The sequence below is a fragment of the Stenotrophomonas sp. S4 genome (genome assembly GCF_054187805.2).
Map to the genome: position 1 here is coordinate 2,242,645 of NZ_CM196188.1, position 18,138 is coordinate 2,260,782.

Annotated in this window: 18 protein-coding genes; all 18 read right to left on the reverse strand. The window is 68.5% G+C overall.

The features are described from left to right. Positions 1 to 4 precede the first annotated feature (4 nt). The 18 genes from ACUZUJ_RS10475 to fliG all read right to left on the reverse strand — a co-directional run bounded on the left by ACUZUJ_RS10475 (position 5) and on the right by fliG (position 18,134). The gene (locus tag ACUZUJ_RS10475) at positions 5 to 748 is read right to left on the reverse strand and encodes an RNA polymerase sigma factor FliA (RefSeq protein ID WP_458220836.1); all 744 of its coding nucleotides are present in this window, start codon (positions 746 to 748) and stop codon (positions 5 to 7) included. Beyond that, on the reverse strand, positions 745 to 1,632 hold the full coding sequence (locus tag ACUZUJ_RS10480) for a MinD/ParA family ATP-binding protein (protein WP_005416424.1): 888 nt from the start codon (positions 1,630 to 1,632) through the stop codon (positions 745 to 747). The genes ACUZUJ_RS10475 and ACUZUJ_RS10480 overlap by 4 nt, the downstream gene beginning before the upstream one ends. Further along, positions 1,619 to 3,220, reverse strand: coding sequence for a flagellar biosynthesis GTPase FlhF (gene flhF, locus ACUZUJ_RS10485; protein WP_458220837.1), 1,602 nt, complete (start codon positions 3,218 to 3,220; stop codon positions 1,619 to 1,621). Before flhF ends, ACUZUJ_RS10480 begins: the two co-directional genes overlap by 14 nt. A 145-nt stretch (positions 3,221 to 3,365) precedes the next feature. Next, positions 3,366 to 5,426: a flagellar biosynthesis protein FlhA gene (flhA, locus tag ACUZUJ_RS10490; protein WP_170871758.1), complete on the reverse strand. Its 2,061-nt coding sequence runs from the start codon at positions 5,424 to 5,426 to the stop codon at positions 3,366 to 3,368. A 44-nt stretch (positions 5,427 to 5,470) separates the two neighbouring features. After that, entirely contained in the window at positions 5,471 to 6,601 is a 1,131-nt protein-coding gene (gene flhB, locus ACUZUJ_RS10495) for a flagellar biosynthesis protein FlhB (RefSeq protein ID WP_014037101.1), read from the reverse strand. A 129-nt stretch (positions 6,602 to 6,730) separates the two neighbouring features. Beyond that, the gene (locus ACUZUJ_RS10500) at positions 6,731 to 8,866 is read right to left on the reverse strand and encodes a putative bifunctional diguanylate cyclase/phosphodiesterase (protein WP_049442752.1); all 2,136 of its coding nucleotides are present in this window, start codon (positions 8,864 to 8,866) and stop codon (positions 6,731 to 6,733) included. Between the two features lie 279 nt (positions 8,867 to 9,145). After that, complete coding sequence (gene fliR, locus ACUZUJ_RS10505; protein ID WP_458220838.1) at positions 9,146 to 9,937, reverse strand: flagellar biosynthetic protein FliR; 792 nt, start codon at positions 9,935 to 9,937, stop codon at positions 9,146 to 9,148. A 13-nt stretch (positions 9,938 to 9,950) separates the two neighbouring features. Further along, positions 9,951 to 10,220: a flagellar biosynthetic protein FliQ gene (locus ACUZUJ_RS10510; RefSeq protein ID WP_005413254.1), complete on the reverse strand. Its 270-nt coding sequence runs from the start codon at positions 10,218 to 10,220 to the stop codon at positions 9,951 to 9,953. Between the two features lie 58 nt (positions 10,221 to 10,278). Beyond that, complete coding sequence (gene fliP / locus ACUZUJ_RS10515; RefSeq protein WP_188489512.1) at positions 10,279 to 11,058, reverse strand: flagellar type III secretion system pore protein FliP; 780 nt, start codon at positions 11,056 to 11,058, stop codon at positions 10,279 to 10,281. A gap of 1 nt (position 11,059) precedes the next feature. After that, positions 11,060 to 11,479 (reverse strand): flagellar biosynthetic protein FliO, encoded by a 420-nt coding sequence (fliO, locus tag ACUZUJ_RS10520; RefSeq protein ID WP_014037105.1) that lies wholly within the window; start codon positions 11,477 to 11,479, stop codon positions 11,060 to 11,062. Next, positions 11,476 to 11,811: a flagellar motor switch protein FliN gene (gene fliN, locus ACUZUJ_RS10525; protein ID WP_075674539.1), complete on the reverse strand. Its 336-nt coding sequence runs from the start codon at positions 11,809 to 11,811 to the stop codon at positions 11,476 to 11,478. The genes fliO and fliN overlap by 4 nt, the downstream gene beginning before the upstream one ends. Beyond that, the gene (fliM, locus tag ACUZUJ_RS10530) at positions 11,808 to 12,812 is read right to left on the reverse strand and encodes a flagellar motor switch protein FliM (protein ID WP_014037106.1); all 1,005 of its coding nucleotides are present in this window, start codon (positions 12,810 to 12,812) and stop codon (positions 11,808 to 11,810) included. The genes fliN and fliM overlap by 4 nt, the downstream gene beginning before the upstream one ends. 10 nt (positions 12,813 to 12,822) lie before the next feature. Next, positions 12,823 to 13,338: a flagellar basal body-associated FliL family protein gene (locus ACUZUJ_RS10535; protein ID WP_049442749.1), complete on the reverse strand. Its 516-nt coding sequence runs from the start codon at positions 13,336 to 13,338 to the stop codon at positions 12,823 to 12,825. 137 nt (positions 13,339 to 13,475) lie between these two features. Next, positions 13,476 to 14,648, reverse strand: coding sequence for a flagellar hook-length control protein FliK (locus ACUZUJ_RS10540; RefSeq protein ID WP_458220839.1), 1,173 nt, complete (start codon positions 14,646 to 14,648; stop codon positions 13,476 to 13,478). Next, positions 14,648 to 15,115, reverse strand: a complete 468-nt coding sequence (gene fliJ, locus ACUZUJ_RS10545) for a flagellar export protein FliJ (RefSeq protein ID WP_005416437.1) — start codon at positions 15,113 to 15,115, stop codon at positions 14,648 to 14,650. The genes ACUZUJ_RS10540 and fliJ overlap by 1 nt, the downstream gene beginning before the upstream one ends. A gap of 3 nt (positions 15,116 to 15,118) precedes the next feature. Then, positions 15,119 to 16,513 (reverse strand): FliI/YscN family ATPase, encoded by a 1,395-nt coding sequence (locus ACUZUJ_RS10550; RefSeq protein WP_049442747.1) that lies wholly within the window; start codon positions 16,511 to 16,513, stop codon positions 15,119 to 15,121. After that, positions 16,510 to 17,151, reverse strand: a complete 642-nt coding sequence (locus ACUZUJ_RS10555; RefSeq protein WP_049442746.1) for a FliH/SctL family protein — start codon at positions 17,149 to 17,151, stop codon at positions 16,510 to 16,512. The genes ACUZUJ_RS10550 and ACUZUJ_RS10555 overlap by 4 nt, the downstream gene beginning before the upstream one ends. Continuing rightward, the gene (fliG, locus tag ACUZUJ_RS10560) at positions 17,148 to 18,134 is read right to left on the reverse strand and encodes a flagellar motor switch protein FliG (RefSeq protein ID WP_024958226.1); all 987 of its coding nucleotides are present in this window, start codon (positions 18,132 to 18,134) and stop codon (positions 17,148 to 17,150) included. Before fliG ends, ACUZUJ_RS10555 begins: the two co-directional genes overlap by 4 nt. Positions 18,135 to 18,138: the final 4 nt, after the last annotated feature.

Below are 18,138 nucleotides of genomic sequence, written 5' to 3' on the forward strand. Positions count from 1 at the left end.
ATGTTCATTCTTCCAGGCCGGCGTCGACGGCCTCGAATATCTTCAGCCGGCCGCGCAGGCGCAGCACGGCCTGGCCGTGGATCTGGCAGACCCGCGATTCGCTCACGCCGAGCACCGCGCCGATCTCCTTCAGGTTCAGCTCCTGCTCGTAGTAGAGCGAGAGCACCAGTTGTTCGCGCTCGGGCAGGTGGCCGATGGCCTTGCCCAGCTCGCGGCCGAACTCGCCGCGCTCCAGCACCTGCTGCGGGGTCGGGCCACCCTGGGCGACGGTGTCCAGTTCGCCCTGGTCTTCGATGCGCGACTCCAGGCTCAGCACCTGGCCACGTGCGGCGTCTTCCATCAGCCGCAGGTATTCGGGCAGCGGCATCTCCATCGCGGCGGCCACTTCGGTGGCGCTGGCGGCACGGCCGGTGCTCTGTTCCAGGCGGCGGATGGTGGCGGCGGCATCGCGGGCACGGCGGTGCACCGAGCGCGGCACCCAGTCGCCACGGCGGATCTCGTCGATCATCGAGCCGCGGATGCGGATCGAGGCATAGGTCTCGAACGACGCGCCCTGGTCGGCGTCATAGCTGCGCGAGGCTTCGATCAGGCCCATCATGCCGGCTTGGATCAGATCATCGACTTCGACGCTGGCCGGCAGGCGCGCGGCCAGGTGGTGGGCGATGCGCCGCACCAGGTCCGAGTGCTGGGCGATGACCTCGTTGGCCGCCGAGCGCTGGACTTCCTTGTACTGGGCTGCGCCTTTCATGCGGCCACCCCGCGCTGCTTGAGAATGCGTTCGAGGAAGAACTCGACACCGCCACGCGGTTCGGTCGGTGCCTGCCAGCGTGCGGTGCGGCGCGCGATCTCGGTGATCGCCAGCGCCGAAGGACTGGACGGATAGGCCTTCACCACCGGCTGCTGGCGCTGCACCGACAGGCGCAGCCAGTCATCCTGCGGTACGCAGCCGAGGTAGTTCAGCGAGACATCGGCGAGGAACTTCTCGCAGACGCGGGTCAGCTTCTCGTACAGCACGCGGCCCTCGTTCGGGTCGCGCACCATGTTGGCCACCACCTGGATGCGGTCCACGCCGCGCTCGCGCGACAGTACCTTGATCAGTGCGTAGGCGTCGGTGATCGAAGCCGGCTCATCGCAGACCACCACCACGGTGTCCTGCGCGGCCTGGCAGAAGGTCAGCACGCCGTCGGTGATGCCGGCGGCGGTATCGACCACCATGATGTCCAGCTCGCGTTCCAGTTCGGAGAACACGTTGACCAGGCCGACATGCTCGGCCGGGGCCAGCTCGGCCATGTGCCGGCGGCCGGATGCGGCCGGGACCACCAGCACGCCGTTCGGGCCTTCGACGATGACGTCGTCCAGCGAGCAGCGGCCAGCAACCAGGTCGGCCAGCGTAAAGGTGGGGTTCAGCCCCAGGATCACGTCGATGTTGGCCAGGCCGAGGTCGGCGTCCAGCAGCAGCGTGCGCTTGCCCATGCCGGCCAGCGCCACGGCCAGGTTGGCGGACACATTCGTCTTGCCCACGCCGCCCTTGCCGCCGGTCACGGCAATGGTGCGCACAGGGCCGAGCGGCTCGCTGCGGGTGGCCGACAGCGGGAAGGTCTTGGTCAGCTTGGCGTACTCACGCGACGGCATGGTTCAACTCCGGGTTGCAGGGCATATCGGCCGCTCGGCGCAAATCTTCAAGGCGAAGTACAAGATTGGCCGCACTGGCCCGGTGCAGGTCCTCCGGGACGTCCTGGCCATCGGTCACCCAGGTGATCGGCAGGGCGTGGTCCACGGCCACCGACAGGGCGTTGCCGAAGCGGCCGGTCTCGTCCAGCTTGCTCAGCACCAGGCCCTGCAGGTTGGCCGCACCGAAGCGGCGCACCACCTCGTCCATGTCGCCGAAGCTGGTGTTGGCCGGCAGCACCAGCAGGGTGCGCACCTGGCGCGCGGCCCGCAGCCACTGCAGCTGGGCGGCCAGCGCACGGTCGCGCGGGCCTAGTCCGGCGGTGTCGATCAGCACCAGCTTGTAGTCCTTCAGGCGTTCCAGCAGCTGGTCCAGGTCGGTGCCGCTGTTGGCCTCGTGCACGGCGATGCCGAGCTGGCGGCCGTAGCCATACAGCTGCTCACGGGCGCCGATGCGGGTGGTGTCGGTGGTGACCAGGGCGACGTCGCGCGGCGCGTGCTTCTCGGCGAAGCGCGAGGCCAGCTTGGCGATGGTGGTGGTCTTGCCGGCGCCGGTCGGGCCGACCAGGGCGATCACACCACCTTCTTCCAGCGGGTCGACCGGGGCGATCGGCAGCTTGCGCGAGATCAGCCCCAGCATCAGGCCGCGGCCGCGGTGGGCCTCGGTCTCCAGCGGGATCTGCATGGCCACGTCGCGGGCCAGGCCGGCATCGAAGCCGTATTCGTCCATCAGGTCCAGCGCGGTGGCGCGCACCGGACAGCCACGCAGGCGCTCGTCGTTGAAGCGGTTCATCTCGCGCTCGATCACCTGGCGCATGCCGGCCACTTCCTGGCGCAGCTGGCGGATCTCGGCGTCGTCCTGGGCGACCACGGTCAGCGTCGGTGCCGGGGCCAGCATCGGGGCCGGGCTGGCCTCGACGACGGCTTCGACCGCTGCCGGTTCGCTGGCGGCGATATCTGGCTGTGCATCGGTCACGACAGCGGTCGGCAGCGGCGGCGGCTGCACGGCCGGCGCCGCGCTTTCGTGATGCGTCTCATGCGGCGGGTCGATCTGGAAGCGGGCGCGGTTGGCCGGTGCGACGATGGCTTCGGCGAACGGGGCGAAGATCTGGTCCGGCAGCGCCGGTTCGTTGACGGCGGCACGCGCCAGGGTGGCGGCGAAGCCGGTGCTGCCGCGGGTCGGCACGATCTCGTCGGCGCTGTCCAGGGTGCGGCCGGTGGCGCCGACGGCGGCGCGGGCGAGGGCGGCGACGGCCGAGGTGGTGGCGGCGACCGGTTCCGGCGCCGGGGTGCTGCTGCGGCGGCGGGTGACGGCGGCGATCACCGCGTCGGCGGCGGTGCGCGGCTTGGGGGCCGGCGGCGGTGCGACATCACGGCGCGAGGCTTCCAGTGCACGCTGCACGGCGCTCTCGTCGTAGTTGGCGGCGGCGACGATCTCGATACCTTCCTCGATCCGGCGGTTGGACAGGATCACGGCGTCAGGACCATGTTCCTTGCGCACCAGGTTCATGGCCGAGCGCATGTCGGCGGCGACGAATCGTTTGATTTTCATGCTGTGGTCACGGGACGAAGACGGCGGGGTGGCGGTCGGAGAACTCGGGTGGTCGGTGGTCTGCACGGTGCGGGTTCCCCTTGGTATCTGTCTGTTGCGTTGGTTCGAAAGTGGTGTCTGTTTTCTGGCGCATCGGAGGGCGGCGTCAGCTGATCGTTCCGACCAGCTTCAGGCGCTTGTCCTCCGGCACCTCGCTGTAGGCCAGGACCGACAGCGACGGAACGCTGTGGCGGACCAGGCGGGCCAGCGCGGCGCGCACCGGGCCAGGTACCAGCACGACCGCGGGCTCGTTGCGGGCTTCCTGCTTGCTGACACATTCGGCCAGGCTCTGGTGCAGTCGCTCAGCGAGTCCGGGTTCCAGCGCGGCGCCGTTGCCCTGCGTGGACTCCTGCAAGACACGTTCCAATTGCGGGTTGAGGGTGAACACCGGCAGCTCCGCCGACATTCCGGCGATCTCCTGCACGATGAAGCGGCCCAGCGCGGTGCGCACGGCGGCGGTCAGCACGGCCGGGTCCTGGCTGCTGGGCGCGTGTTCGACCAGTGCTTCGGCGATCTTGCGCAGCTGGCGGATCGGAATGCGCTCGACCAGCAGGTTCTGCAGCACGCGCACCACTGCCGACAGCGGCAGCGCCTTCGGCGTCAGATCTTCGACGAGCTTCGGCGCGCTCTTGGCCAGGTTGGCCAGCAGGTGCTGCACTTCTTCGTGGCCGAGCAGTTCCGGCGCGTGCTCGCGGATCAGGTGCGACAGATGGGTGGCGACCACAGTGGCCGGATCGACCACGGTGTAGCCCAGCGTTTCGGCCTGGGCGCGCTGGTGCGGCTGGATCCAGGTGGCATCCAGGCCGAACGCGGGGTCCTTGCCGGCGATGCCTTCCAGCGCGCCGAGCGCACTGCCCGGGTCCAGCGCCAGTTCGCGATCAGGATGGATCTCGGCGGTGGCCACCGGCACGCCGTGCACCAGCACGCGGTAGCCGTTGGCCGGCAGTTCCAGGTTGTCGCGGATGTGCACCGACGGGATCAGGAAGCCGACATCCTGGGTCAGCTTGCGGCGCACGCCCTTGATGCGTGCCATCAGTTCGCCGCCCTGGTTGCTGTCCACCAGCGGAATCAGCCGGTAGCCGACCTCCAGGCCCAGCGGATCGACCGGGCGCAGTTCGTCCCAGCTCAGTTCGGCGGTCGGTGCGGGTGCGGCTGGGCGGCCGAGTGCGTTGAGCGCGGCAGCATCCGTGCCAGCGCCCGCCGCATCGGCAGCCGGGGCCTTGCCCTTGCGGTACACCTTCCAGGCGATGAAACCGAGGATCGCGGACAGCGTCAGGAAAGCGACGTTGGGCATGCCCGGCACCAGGCCGACCACGCCGATGATGCCGGCGGTGATCGCCAGCGCACGGTACTGGCCGAACACCTGGCCGGTCATGGCCTGGGCCATGTCCTGCGAGCGCGAGGCGCGGGTAACCAGCATCGCCACGGCGCTGGAGACCAGCAGGGCCGGCAGCTGCGCCACCAGACCGTCACCGATCGACAGCAGGGTGTAGGTGGCAGCGGCTTCGCCGAATGGCATGCCATGCTGCAGCACGCCCACGGCCAGGCCGCCGAGCATGTTGATGAACAGGATCAGGATGCCGGCAATGGCGTCGCCGCGGATGAACTTGCTGGCACCGTCCATCGCACCGTAGAAGTCGGCTTCCTCGCGGACCTCCTCACGGCGCAGCTTGGCCTCTTCACGCGTCAGCAAACCGGCGTTGAGATCGGCGTCGATCGCCATCTGCTTGCCGGGCATCGCGTCGAGGATGAAGCGCGCGGTCACTTCCGAGACGCGGCCGGCGCCCTTGGTGATGACCACGAAGTTGATGATGGTCAGGATCGCGAACACCACGATGCCGACCGCGTAGTTGCCGCCGATCACGAACTCGCCGAACGCGGCGATGACCTTGCCCGCGGCGTCGTGGCCGTTCTGGCCGTTCAGCAGAATCACGCGGGTGGAGGCCACGTTCAGCGCCAGCCGCAGCATGGTGGTGATCAGCAGCACGATCGGGAAGATGGTGAAGTCCAGCGGGCGCTTCACGTAGACCACCGCCAGCAGCACCATCAGCGAGATGGCGATGTTGAAGGTGAACAGCGCATCGAGCACCGGCGCGGCCAGCGGCACCACGACCATGGCCAGCAGGGCCAGCACGATCAGCGGTGCGCCAAGGCCCTGACGGATCATTTCCAGGGCGCGGCGGGTGTTGAAACCGGCGGAGGGCTGGGCGCTCACGGGCGGCCTCCCTTGCCGAATTCATCCACCTGGATGTGCGGGGCGTCCGGCATCGGGCCAGTGCGCCAGGCGCGCAGCTGGTAGACGTAGGACAGGACCTGGGCGACGGCCGAATACAGTCTCACGGGGATTTCCTTTCCGAGTTGGCCTTCCCGATACAAGGCGCGTGCCAAAGGCGGGGCAGAGACGATCGCGACTTTGTTGCCGTCGGCCACTTCACGGATGCGCAGGGCGGTCTCGTCCACGCCCAGGGCGACCACGGTGGGGGCGTTCATGGCGCCGCCCTCGTATTTCAGGGCTACCGCATAGTGGGTGGGGTTGACCACCACCACGTCGGCGGTGGGCACCGCTTCCATCATCCGGCGGTTGGCCATCTGCTGCTGCAGCTGGCGGATGCGGCCCTTCACCTCGGGGCTGCCCTCGCTTTCCTTCATTTCCCGGCGCAGCTCTTCACGGGTCATCTTCAGCTTGCGCATCCAGTTCCAGCGCTGGTACGGGGCATCGATGGCGGCCAGCACCAGCATGGCGCCGGCGGTGGCCAGCAGCAGGCGCAGGGTGAAGCCGAGGCCGTCGGTAATGGCGGTCTCCAGCGGGTGGTGGATCAGCCCCCGCAGGGTGTCGAAGCCGGTCCAGACCACCAGCCCGGCGGCCACACCGACGAAGGCCACGCGCAGCAGCGATTTGGTGAACTCGGCGATGGCTTCCGGGCCATACAGGCGCTTGAGCCCGCTCATCGGGTTCATGCGGTTGATATCGGGCAGCAGCGCCTTCTGCGACCAGCGCAGGCCACCCATCACCAGCGGTGCGACGAAGCTGGCCAGCAGGCAGACCAGCACCAGCGGTGCGATCACCAGCATGAACTGCAGCAGCAGGTCGCCGAAGTGGCCGAACAGTTCCTTCGGGTTCTGCCGCAGGCTCTGTTCCGGGCTGAGCGCGTGCTTCATCCAGGCCGTGGCGCCACGGCCGATCGAGCCGCTCATGGCCATCACTGCCAACACGCCGGCGCCGAACACGGCGGCGGTGCCAAGTTCGCGCGAACGCGGCAGGTTGCCCTGTTCACGGGCATCGCGCAGGCGTTTTTCGGTAGGTTGTTCGGTCTTTTCGCCGGCGGATTCGTTCTCGGACATCACGGGCACTGCGGCAGGGGATGCCGGGGTGCGTGCAAGAACTGTTCCGTGATGGGTTCATGTGCCAACCAAGGTTGGCACCTACCAGAGCAGGCACCGGTAGCGCCAGGCCGTGGCCGGCGTCCTCGGCTACAGGGGCGCGTTGCCGCTGGGCGGCGGGCTCTGCGCCAGTTCCACCCGCGGCCGGGGCAGGTCGTGCAGCTGCATGAAGCGCGCCGCGTCGACCGGGCGGCCGAGCAGGTATCCCTGCAGGAAGTCGCAGCCCAGGCGCTCCAGGTAGGCGCGCTGGGCGGCGGTCTCCACGCCCTCGGCCACGATGTCCATGTCCAGCGCATGGCCCAGCGCCACGATCGCCGAGACGATCACCACGTCCTCGGCGCTGTGTTCCAGGTCGCGCACGAACGCGTGGTCGATCTTGATCTCGGTGGCCGGCAGCCGCTTCAGGTACAGCAGGCTGGAATAGCCGGTTCCGAAATCATCGATGGAGATGCCCACGCCCAGCGCCGACAGCGCCTGCAGCAGGCGCAGGCTGGTATCGGTGTCACGCATCACCGTGCTTTCGGTGATCTCCAGCACCAGGTGGCGCGCGGGGATGCCATGGCGCTCGATCACCTCGCGCACATCCTGCAGCAGATGTGGCGAGCTGAACTGCACCGGCGACAGGTTCACCGACATCGACCAGCCATCATGTCCGGCGTCGTGCCAGCGCCGCAGCTGCTGGCAGGCCTGGTCCAGCGCCCAGCGACCGATCTCGTTGATCGCGCCGCTGCGCTCGGCCAGGCGGATGAAGCGGTCCGGCGGGATCAGGCCGTGGTCCGGATGGCGCCAACGGATCAGGGCTTCGGCGCCCGCCACCTTCTGCGTGGCCACGCGGATCTTCGGTTGATAGTGCAGGAACAGCTGTTCGCTGCCGATCGCGCGGCGCAGGTCGGCCAGCAGCCGGAACTGCTGCTCGGCACTGTCGTTCATCCAGTCGGCGAACAGCACGAAGGCGTTGCGTCCGGATTCCTTGGCCTGGTACATCGCTGCATCGGCGAAGGCCATCAGCTGCCGCTCGCTGGCGGCGTGGTCCGGGCAGATCGCCACGCCGATGCTGGCGGTCACCTGCAGTTCGTTGTCCGGCAGCAATGGGCCGCTGCCCACGGCCTGCAGGATGCGACGGGCCAGGGTCGGCAGGTCCTCGTCGTGCTCGATGCGCACCACCAGCACGAACTCGTCGCCGCCCAGCCGTGCCAGCAGGTCGTGCGGGCGCAGCAGCTGGCGGGTGCGTTCGGCCACCGCCACCAGCAGCGCATCACCGGCCTGATGGCCATAGGCATCATTGACCTGCTTGAAGCCGTCCAGGTCCATGAACAACACCGCGAAGCGGTTGCCGCCTTGTTCGGCCTCGGCCAGCGCCTGCACGATGCGCCGCTGCAGCAGCAGGCGGTTGGGCAGGCGGGTGAGCGGATCATGCAGCGCGGCCTGGGTCAGTTCCTGCTGGGCATCGGTCAACGAGGTGCTCAGCATCGAATTGCGCAGCCGCAGCAGTTGCGCCTCCACGCGCTGGTCCAGCCATGAGACCACCAGCACCACGGCCAGGATCGCCACGGTCAGCACCACCACCAGCATTGCCAGCCACTCGTTCTGCAGGCCATCGCCGACCGCCGCACCGCAGATGCTGCCTTCCGGGAAGCGCGCGGCGGCCATGCCGGTGTAGTGCATGCCGACGATGGCCAGGCCGAGCAGGCCCGCCGCCGCCAGGCGATCACCGATGCGGGTGCGCTGCGCGCGCAGGCGGAACGCCACGTACAGCGCAGTCCAGGAGGCGGCCACCGCCACCATCAGCGAGAACAGCAGCCAACCCGGGTCGTAGTCGATGCCTGGCTGCATGCGCATGGCGGCCATGCCGACGTAATGCATGCCGGCGATGCCGGTGCCCATCAGCAGGGCGCCGCCGGCCAGCCGCGGGTGGGGCAGGGTGCGCAGCGAGACCAGCCACAGCGCGAACACCGATGAGGCGATGGCAAGCGCAAGCGAGAGCAGGGTGATGGGAAGGTCGTAGCCCAATGGAATGGGCAGGTCGAAGGCCAGCATGCCGATGAAGTGCATCGACCAGATGCCCAGGCCCATGGCGAAGCCGCCCCCCAGGCGCCACCACCAGGCCGCGCCCCTGCCCGGGGCGGTCACCGTGCGCCCGGCCATCGCCAGCGCGGTGTATGAAGCCATCACGGCGACCAGCAGCGAGATCGCCACCAGCCACGGGTTGTACGTGCCTACCAGCATTCGTCAGTCTCCCGGACCTGCCTGTCGACGGAAACCACGGTGGGGCATGCATGAGGCAGGCCGACGCGGAACGGCGGCGGCCAGGTGCGGCGTCCCCCCTGGACGCCACGCATTCACTCTAACGCGCAGACCGGGGGGAAGGGCAAGCAGCAAAACGTGAAACTGCGCCCCTGTAGAGCCGAGCCCATGCTCGGCTAGTGTTCCGGCCAATGGCAGCCGAGCATGGGCTCGGCTCTACAGAAACGAATGCATGGCAAGCGGCAATACGTGATGATCGGGTCAGTGTGTGACCGCGTCTGCAGCCTGGAAGGCGGCGTCGAACAGGCGCTGTACCGGCGGCCCCATTTCCCCGGCCAGCAGGGCCAGCAGGAACAGGCCCAGCAGCAGCGAGACCGGCAGGCCCAGCTGGATCGGATTCAGCGCCGGCGCGGCGCGGGCGAGCACGCCGAAGGCCAGGTTCACTGCCAGCATCGCCACGGTCAGCGGAATGGCCAGCGTCAGGGCGCCACGCAGCACGGTCAGCAGGAAGGTCGGGGCGATGCTGAAGAAGGCGTGCGGGTCCGGCAGCGGGGCGCCGATCGGCAGTGCGCGGTAGCTGTCCACCAGTAGCGAGATCAATGCGAGGTGGCCGTTGGCGGTGAAGAACAGCAGGCCGAACAGCAGGTAGAACCACTGGCCGATCACACCCGAGGTGCCACCACGCAGCGGATCGCTCATCTGCGCGAAGGCCAGGCCGGTGCCCTGGGCGATCAGTTCGCCGGCCATCGCACCGGCTTCGAACACCAGCCGCAGCATGAAGCCGATGGATACGCCGATGGCCAGTTCACGGGCGATGGTCAGTACGGTGGCAGCGTCGAAGCCGGTCCAGTCCGGTACCGGCGGCAGCAGCGGCGTCAGTGCGATGGCCAGGGTACCGGCCAGTACCACGCGCACCCGCGACGGCACCGCGCGGGTCCCCACCATGGGCATGGCCATGGCCACCGCGCCGATGCGCAGCATGGTCCACAGCACGGTGCCGATCATGCCGAAGGCCTGCAGGCCGTCGGCAGCCATCTGGGTGGCGGCGTCCATCGAAGCGCGTGTCCTAGCCGATCAGGTGCGGAATGCGCTGGAACAGCAGCGTGGTGAATTCAACCAGGTGGCCGATCAGCAGGCTGCCCAGCGCGAACAGCACCGCGGTCAGCGCCGCCGCCTTGGCGACGAAGGCGATGGTCGGTTCATTGAGCTGGGTCGCGGCCTGCACGACACCGACCACCACGCCCACCACCAGCACGGTGAGCAGCAGCGGGCCGGCCACCCACAGCACGGTGATCAGGCCGCCACGCAATTCGGTCAAGGCAAGTTCGGGAGACATTCGGGTTCCATCTGCGTATGTAGAGTCGAGCCATGCTCGACTGCGCTTTACGGGGGTCTCAGGCGGGGTTGAAGCTGGCCGCCAACGTGCCGACCGTCAGTACCCAGCCATCCACCAGCACGAACAGCAGGATCTTGAACGGTGCCGACACCAGCATCGGCGACAGCATCATCATGCCCATCGACATCAGCACGCTGGCCACCACCAGGTCGATGATCACGAACGGGATGAAGATCAGGAAGCCGATCTCGAAAGCGGTCTTCAGTTCGCTGGTGACGAACGAAGCGACCAGCACCGGGAACGGGATCGCATCGGGACTGGCGTAGGTGCCATGCCCGGCGATGCCGGCGAAGGTCATCAGGTCGGTCTCGCGGATCTGCGCCAGCATGAACCCGCGCAGTGGCTGCGTGGTCAATGTCCAGGCGGTCTGGAAGTCGATGTCACCGTTGAGATAGGGCGCCATGCCCGCACTCCACGCCTTGTCCCAGGTCGGCATCATCACCATCGCGGTGAGGAACAGGGCCAGGCCCAGCAGCACCTGGTTGGACGGCGTCTGCCCGGTGCCCAATGCCTGGCGCAGCAGGCCCAGCACGATGATGATGCGGGTGAACGAGGTCAGCACCAGCAGCATCGACGGGATCAGGGTGATCGCGGTCATCAGCAGCAGGGTCTGCAGCGGCAGGCTGACCGGCGCACCACCGATCTTGCCGACGTTGATGTCCGGCAGCGGGGTGGTCGGCGCGCCGGGCGCGGCGAATGCCAGCGCCGGCAACAGGCACAGGGCAAGCAACAACAACCACGGCATCAGGGTGGCAAGACGGGTACGGGTGACACGCATGTCAGGGGTCCTTGCGCAGCCGCTGCTGCAGCAGCTGGGCGAAATTCGGCAGGTTCTTGAAGTCCGGCACGCGCACCGGTGCCGGCGGCGGCAGCGGTTCGGGCAGGGTATGCAGGGTATTGATGCCGCCGGCGGTGACGCCCAGCAGCAGTTGCTGGCCGTTGACCTCCACCACCACCACGCGCTCCTTGGCGCCGACGCTGAGGCTGGCCACCAGCTTCATGCCTTCGGCCGGGCGGAAGCCACTGCCGGGCATGCGCTTGAGCAGCCAGCCCAGGCCGATCACCAGCGCCAGCACCGCCAGCAACGCCAGCACCGCACCGAACAGGCTGGGTGCAGCGGCCGCGTGCTGGCCGACCTGTGGGCCGATCGGCGCGGCGGTCTTGCCGACCGCCAGCAGGGTGGAGGCCAGCAGGCTCAACGCAGTCTCCGGATCCGCTCGCTCGGGCTGACCACGTCGGTCAGGCGCACGCCGAAGCGGTCATTGATCACCACCACTTCGCCGTGGGCGATCAGGGTGCCGTTGACGAATACGTCCAGCGATTCGCCGGCACCGCGCTCCAGTTCCACCACCGAGCCCTGGTTGAGCTGCAGCAGGTTGCGGATCGGCAGGCGGGCACGACCGACTTCCAGCGACAGGGTCACCGGCACGTCGAGGATCACGTCCAGGTTCAGGTCCGGACCGTTCGCCTCATCGGCCTGCAGGCTGCTGAACTGGGCCGGGGTCGGTTCGAGGGCGTCGATTTCGTTCATTGCGGGTCTTCCTGGATGACGGGTACGCGCGGGCGGGTGCCCGGCGGATGGGTAGCGGTGATCTTCACGGCGTTCATGCCGTTGGCGATGCCGAACTCGCCGGTGAATACCGGGATGTTCTCCACGCACAGCGGCACCTGCGGGCTCAGGTCGATCGGCAGGATGTCGCCGACCTTCAGCTGGGTCAGGTCGCGCAGGGTCATGCGCTTGCTGGCCAGTACGCTGGACAGGGTGACTTCGGCGATGTTGAGCTGTTCACGCAGGGTCTTGCCCCAGCTCTCGTCGCGGTCGTTGCGGTCGCTCTGGATGCCGGCGTCGAGCAGTTCGCGGATCGGTTCCAGCATCGAGTACGGCAGGGTGACGTGGATGTCGCCGCCACCGCCGTCAAGCTCGACGTGCAGGCGGCACACCACCACGTACTCGCGCGGCGTCACGATGTTGGCGAAATGCGGGTTGATCTCCGAGTTGATGTACTCGAAGTCGACGTCCATCACCGGTGCCCACGCTTCGCGCAGGTCGGCGAAGGTCTGCTTCAGCAGCAGGTGGATCACCCGCATTTCGGTGGCGGTGAACTCGCGGCCTTCGATGCGGGTGGGGTAGCGCCCGTCGCCGCCGAAGAAGTTGTCGACGATGGCGAACACCAGGGTCGGCTCGAACACGATCAGGCCGGTGCCGCGCAGTGGCTTGAAGCGGATCAGGTTCAGGTTGGTCGGTACATACAGCGAGTGCATGTAGTCGTTGAACTTGATCAGCTCGATGCCGCGCACCGACAGCTCGGCCGAGCGGCGGATCAGGTTGAACAGGCCGATCCGCCACAGGCGCGCGAAGCGCTCGTGGACCATTTCCAGGGTCGGCATGCGACCACGGATGATGCGGTCCTGGCTGGCGAAGTCGTACGAACGCGCTTCGCCTGACGGGGGTTCCGCATCGGTCTCGACCGCGCCACTGTCCACGCCGTGGAGCAGGGCATCGATCTCGTCCTGGGACAGCAGATCATTCATCGGTGGGCCCTTACTGGGTCACGAAGCTGGTGAACAGCAGATCGTCGGCGCCGTTGCTGCCGGTCTCGGCCTTGAGCACTTTCTGCACCTCGGCCAGTGAGGCGGCCTGCAGCTTCTGCTTGCCGGCCACATCGGCGATCTGGTCCGGGCTGACCTGCGAGAACAGCATCAGCAGGCGCGCGCGGATGGCCGGGGCATGGGTCTTGATCGCTTCCAGCGCGGCCGGGTCGCGGGTCATCAGCTGCACTTCCAGCTGCAGGTAACGCGGGCCGTCGACCGGGCCATTGAGGTTGACCACGAACGCCGGGTCCAGCGCGAAGTACTGTGCCGGGGCCGGGGTGGCGCTCTTCTTGGGCGCCTGCGCGGTCTTCTCTTCGTGCTTGGATTGGGTGAAGAACCACACGCCGCCACCAGCGGCAGCGGAGGCCAGTACGGCCACCAGTGCGGTGATCAGGATCGGACTACGCGGCTTGGCGGCCTTGTCCTTCTCGGCGGTCTTCTTGGTTTTGTCAGCGGCTGCGGCCACGGGGTGAAGCTCCTGAGGGTTGCTTCACCGGAATATGCAAGGGGTGTGCCGAAGGCGGGGCAGAGGGGGGCGACGGAATTCCGTCGGGGTGCCGACCGCCCCGCTCTGGTAGATGCCAACCTTGGTTGGCACGCCTGTCAGGCGTAGGCGTCCAGCAACCCGCGCTGGCGGATCAACTGCGCGGACGACACGCTGGCGTCGCCCGGCGACGGTTCTCCGTCACCGGCCATGCCGCCGCCACCGGCCTGGCCCGACGCATTGCCGTCACCACCGGGCGCCTGGTGGCCAACATCGGCGTGGGCCAGCTGGAAGCCCTGTTCGCCCAGCAGCTCACGCAGGCGCGGCAGGCTGCTTTCCAGTGCCTGGCGCACGTCCACGTGCGGGCTGCTGAAGCTGGCGTGCACCTTGTCACCGTTCAACTGCAGGCGCACATCGACCGGTCCCATGTCGTCCGGGCTCAGGCGGATGTGGGCGTGGCCGATCTTCTGGTCGGCCAGCCAGCCCAGGCGCGCACCGATGGCCTGATCGAAGCCGTCGTCACCCAGCACGGGCTTCGGCGTGGGTTCGCCATTGAAGATCGCGTTGCCGGTGGCCAGCGCGGCCTTCAGGTCCTGCACGGCGGCTGCGGCCGGTGCATGCAGCAGCGGCGCACTTGCGCGGTCGCCGAGGGCGGCCACGTCGCTGCCTTCGCCACGCTCGCTGCGCTTGCCGGGCAGGATCATCTCCGGCAGTGGCAGCGCGGTGGCGTCGTCAGCGCTGGTTGCCGTCGGTTTGCCGTCGGCCGCCACCGGGGCTGCGGTTGTCGCTGCCGGCGCGGCTGCAGGCAGTGCCGGGTTCGTGGCGGGGGTGGTGGGCAGCGCCGTACCGTCGCTGGCCAGTGACGGTGCAGCGGTACCCGGCAGAGCGGCGGCCGGATCGGCAGGCGTCTGCATTGCCAGCACCAGGCCGGCCAGGCCGAGCGGTGGCCACGGGGCGTCCTCGGTCGTGGCGGGCTTGTCCTTGTCGGCGCCGGGCCCAGCCGGGGTCAGGGCAACGGGGGGCAGTGGCGGCGTTTCAGCGGTTGTCGCTTCGGCGTCCGCGCTGCGTTCGCCCGGTGCCTGGCCATTGCTGTCGGTGGTCGATGGCTGGCCAGGCGTGGAGGGCGTCTGCGTCGGCGTCGTGGCGCTGCTGGAAGGCACCGGCGCGGAGGGCGCACCGCCCTGCAGCAGCTGGCTGAAGTCCTTTCCGCCTTCGCTGCGCGAGGCGCGCGCGGCACTGTTGCTGCTGGCGGGCGTGGCCGTGTTGGCGCTGCTGGCGAGCGGGGCGGGCATCACGAGCGGCCTCCCTGCTCGGCGCCGTCCTGGTCCTCGGCCTGCACCAGGCGCGCGCGCCGCGCACCAATGTCGTCCATCTCGCGCTGGTCGCGGCGGTCGGTCACCACCTTTTCCTGCGCCCGGTAGCTCGCGGCCAGCTGCTCCAGCACCGCCTTGTCACGGCTGGCCAGGATCAGGCGAGCGCGCTCGGCCTCTACCTTTTCGCGGTTGCCGTTGACTGTGGCCTGCTGCTGCTCGACCGCACTGTCCAGGCGATCAAGGAAGGCGCGGCGGTTCAGCAGCTGCGCCGGGCTGGTCGCCGCCATCTGTGCGTTGGCGTACTCCTCGGCATAGCGGCGCAGTTCGTCCAGTCGCGATAGATGGGTGTCGAGCACGCGCTGGCGTTCGGCCAGGTCGCGGGCGACCGCGTCCTCGTGTTCCTGGGCCCGCTTGAGCAGGGGATCGATGCGCTTGGACTGGTTCATGGCTTAACTCTCTTGTTCCACCAGACGCTGCAGCGCCGCCTGGCTGTGCGGGAGATCTGCGGCCTTGGCAACGTCCTGGCCGAGGAACTCCATGATTTCCGGCCAGCGTTCCAGGGCTTCGTCGGTGGCCGCGTCGTTACCACGCTGGTAGGCACCGATCGCGATCAGGTCACGGTTGGCCGAGTAGGCCGAGACCAGTCGCTTCAACTTGCGGATGCGCAGGCGCCACGGTTCGTCGGCGATTTCCGTGACCACGCGGCTGACCGACGATTCAACATCGATGGCCGGGTACAGGCCGCTGTCGGCCACGCGGCGCGAGAGCAGGATGTGGCCGTCGAGAATCGCGCGCGCTGCATCGGCGATCGGATCCTGCGGATCATCGCCTTCGGTCAGCACCGTGTAGAACGCGGTGATCGAGCCGCGGCCCTTGGCGCCGTTGCCGGCGCGTTCGACCAGCGCCGGCAGCTTGGCGAACACGGAGGGCGGATAGCCGCGGGTGGTCGGTGGTTCGCCGACCGACAGGCCGATCTCGCGCTGCGCCTGGGCGAAGCGGGTCAGCGAGTCCATCAGCAGCAGCACGTTCAGGCCCTGGTCGCGGAACCACTCGGCGATGGCGGTGGCACGGTAGGCACCGTGCAGGCGCGCGAGCGGCGGCCGGTCGGCGGGGCTGGCGACCACCACGGCACGGCGCAGGCCTTCCTCGCCCAGCGTGGTCTCGACGAAATCGCGGACTTCGCGGCCACGTTCACCGATCAGGCCGACCACGATCACGTCGGCGGCGGTATAGCGGGTCATCATGCCCAGCAGCGTCGACTTGCCGACGCCGGAACCGGCGAACAGGCCGACACGCTGGCCGCGGCCGATCGGCAGCAGCGCGTTGATCGCGCGCACGCCCACGTCCAGCGGCTGTGTGATCGGTTCACGCGCCAACGGATTGATCGAGACGCCGGCCATGCCGACATGGCCTTCGGCGCGGATCGGGCCCTTGCCGTCCAGCGGCACGCCATCGCTGTCGATGACGCGGCCGAGCAGGCCTTCGCCTACTTCCACGCCGCCGCGCCGCGCTGACGGTACCACCCGCGCGTTGGGCAGCAGGCCGTGCAGTTCGGCGCTGGGCATCAGGTAGGTGCGCTCGCCGGCGAAGCCGACCACTTCGGCATCGACCCAGCCACCATCGACCACTTCCACCTTGCAGCTGGCGCCCAGTGGCGCCTCGCAGCCGACCGCTTCCAGGGTGAGCCCGACCGCGCGGCGCAGCACGCCCTCGCGGATCAGGCCGCGACCATGGGCGGTGTCCACGCGCAGGCCATCCAGGCGGCTGGCCAGGCGCAGGTTGCGGGCCACGGCCCAGTCGGCCGCTGGCGCCGGTTGCGGCGCGGCTTGTGATTCCGGGTTCATGCGCCTGCTCCGGTCTGGCGGATCACCGCATCCAGCGCGCCGCGCAGGCGGGCTTCCAGGGTGCCGTCGATGCGTACCGCTTCAGCGTGCACGCGCAGGTCGCCACGGCTGAGGCTGGTATCCGGTACCAGACGCTGCGTCGGCGACAGGTTCAGCAGCGGGGCGAGGGCGGCGATGTCATCCGGGTGCAGCCGCACTTCCACCTCGCGGGTGCTGCCGCCGACCGCGTCGATTGCTTCACCGACCAGCTGTGCCAGCAGTGCCGGCTCGGCTTCGTAGGCGCGGCCGACCAGCGCGCCGGCGATGCGCACGGCCAGTTCGCCCAGTGCGCCGACCACTTCGTTTTCCAGCCGCACCAGCGGCCGGCTGAAGTTGTCGAGGATGCCTTCGATCTGCGCGGCGAGGCGACGCACCTCGGCCTGGCCTTGGCCGTAGCCGTCGGCATGGCCCTGATCGAACCCTTCCTTCTCGGCGCTGTCCTGGATCGCCTGGATTTCTTCCAGGGTGGGCAGCTGCAGCGGCGGCTCCGGTTCGTGTTCCGGGTCCGGCTCGGTGAGTTCGAACGCATCCTCCTGCTCCAGCACCGGTTCGGGCTGGGCCAGCAGGTCCGGGGCAAGCCAGCGCACGACGTTGCTCACAGCATGGCCTCCGCACTGCCACCGATGGTGACGGTGCCTTCATCGGCCATGCGCTTGACGATGGCCAGGATCTCGCGCTGCGCGCCTTCCACGTCGGACAGGCGGACCGGGCCGCGGGCTTCCATGTCTTCCAGCAGGATTTCGGCCGCGCGCTGCGACATGTTGCGGGTGATCTTGTCGCGTACCTTGATGTCGGCACCGCGCAGGGCCAGGCCCAGGCGCTCGCCGCTGACCTCGCGCAGCACCAGCTGCATCTCGCGGTCGTCCAGGTCGACCAGGTCGTCGAACACGAACATCAGGTCCTGGATGCGGTTGCTCAACGGCGCGTCGATGCGGGCGATCTCGCCCAGGATCGCTTGGTCCTGGCCGCTGTCCATGAAGTTCAGAATGTTGGCCGCGCACTGCACGCCGCCGATGTTGGACGACTTCAGGTTCTGGTTGCCGGCGAACTGGCGCTCCATGATCTCGTTGAGTTCATTCAGCGCGTTCGGCGGAATGCCATCGAGCGTGGCGATACGCAGCAGCACGTCCACACGCGTGCGGTCGGGCAGCAGCTTCAGCGCGTCGGCGGCCTGGTCGGTTTCCAGGTGTGCCATCACGATGGCGATGATCTGCGGGTGCTCGTTGCGCACCAGGTCGGCCACCGCGCGCGGGTCCATCCACTTCAGTGCGTCCAGGCCGGTGGTGTTGCGGCCGAGCAGGATGCGGTCGATCAGGTTGCCGGCCTTCTCGCTGCCCAGCGCCTGCACCAGCATGTTGCGGATGTAGTCGTCCGAGCCAACGCCCAGCGAGGTCTTCGAGCCGAGCTCCTGGCCGAACTGGTCCATCACCCGTTCCACCTGCTCGCGGGTGATGTCGGTCATGGTGGCCATGGCGATGCCGATTTTCTGCACTTCCTTGGGTTCCATGTGGCGCAGCACTTCGGCCGCGTCCAGCTCACCCAGCGAAAGCAGCAGTACGGCGGCGCGCTGCACGCCGGTCAGTGGT

Coding starts and splice junctions, on each gene's coding strand:
- flhF (WP_458220837.1), bottom strand. CDS start 3,220: ATGAAAATCAAACGATTCGTCGCCGCCGACATGCGCTCGGCCATGAAC.
- ACUZUJ_RS10510 (WP_005413254.1), bottom strand. CDS start 10,220: ATGTCTCCCGAACTTGCCTTGACCGAATTGCGTGGCGGCCTGATCACC.
- ACUZUJ_RS10550 (WP_049442747.1), bottom strand. CDS start 16,513: ATGAACCCGGAATCACAAGCCGCGCCGCAACCGGCGCCAGCGGCCGAC.
- ACUZUJ_RS10500 (WP_049442752.1), bottom strand. CDS start 8,866: ATGCTGGTAGGCACGTACAACCCGTGGCTGGTGGCGATCTCGCTGCTG.
- fliM (WP_014037106.1), bottom strand. CDS start 12,812: ATGAATGATCTGCTGTCCCAGGACGAGATCGATGCCCTGCTCCACGGC.
- fliP (WP_188489512.1), bottom strand. CDS start 11,058: ATGCGTGTCACCCGTACCCGTCTTGCCACCCTGATGCCGTGGTTGTTG.
- fliR (WP_458220838.1), bottom strand. CDS start 9,937: ATGGACGCCGCCACCCAGATGGCTGCCGACGGCCTGCAGGCCTTCGGC.
- ACUZUJ_RS10475 (WP_458220836.1), bottom strand. CDS start 748: ATGAAAGGCGCAGCCCAGTACAAGGAAGTCCAGCGCTCGGCGGCCAAC.
- flhB (WP_014037101.1), bottom strand. CDS start 6,601: ATGTCCGAGAACGAATCCGCCGGCGAAAAGACCGAACAACCTACCGAA.
- fliN (WP_075674539.1), bottom strand. CDS start 11,811: ATGAACGAAATCGACGCCCTCGAACCGACCCCGGCCCAGTTCAGCAGC.
- ACUZUJ_RS10540 (WP_458220839.1), bottom strand. CDS start 14,648: ATGCCCGCCCCGCTCGCCAGCAGCGCCAACACGGCCACGCCCGCCAGC.
- flhA (WP_170871758.1), bottom strand. CDS start 5,426: ATGATCCGTCAGGGCCTTGGCGCACCGCTGATCGTGCTGGCCCTGCTG.
- fliJ (WP_005416437.1), bottom strand. CDS start 15,115: ATGAACCAGTCCAAGCGCATCGATCCCCTGCTCAAGCGGGCCCAGGAA.
- ACUZUJ_RS10480 (WP_005416424.1), bottom strand. CDS start 1,632: ATGCCGTCGCGTGAGTACGCCAAGCTGACCAAGACCTTCCCGCTGTCG.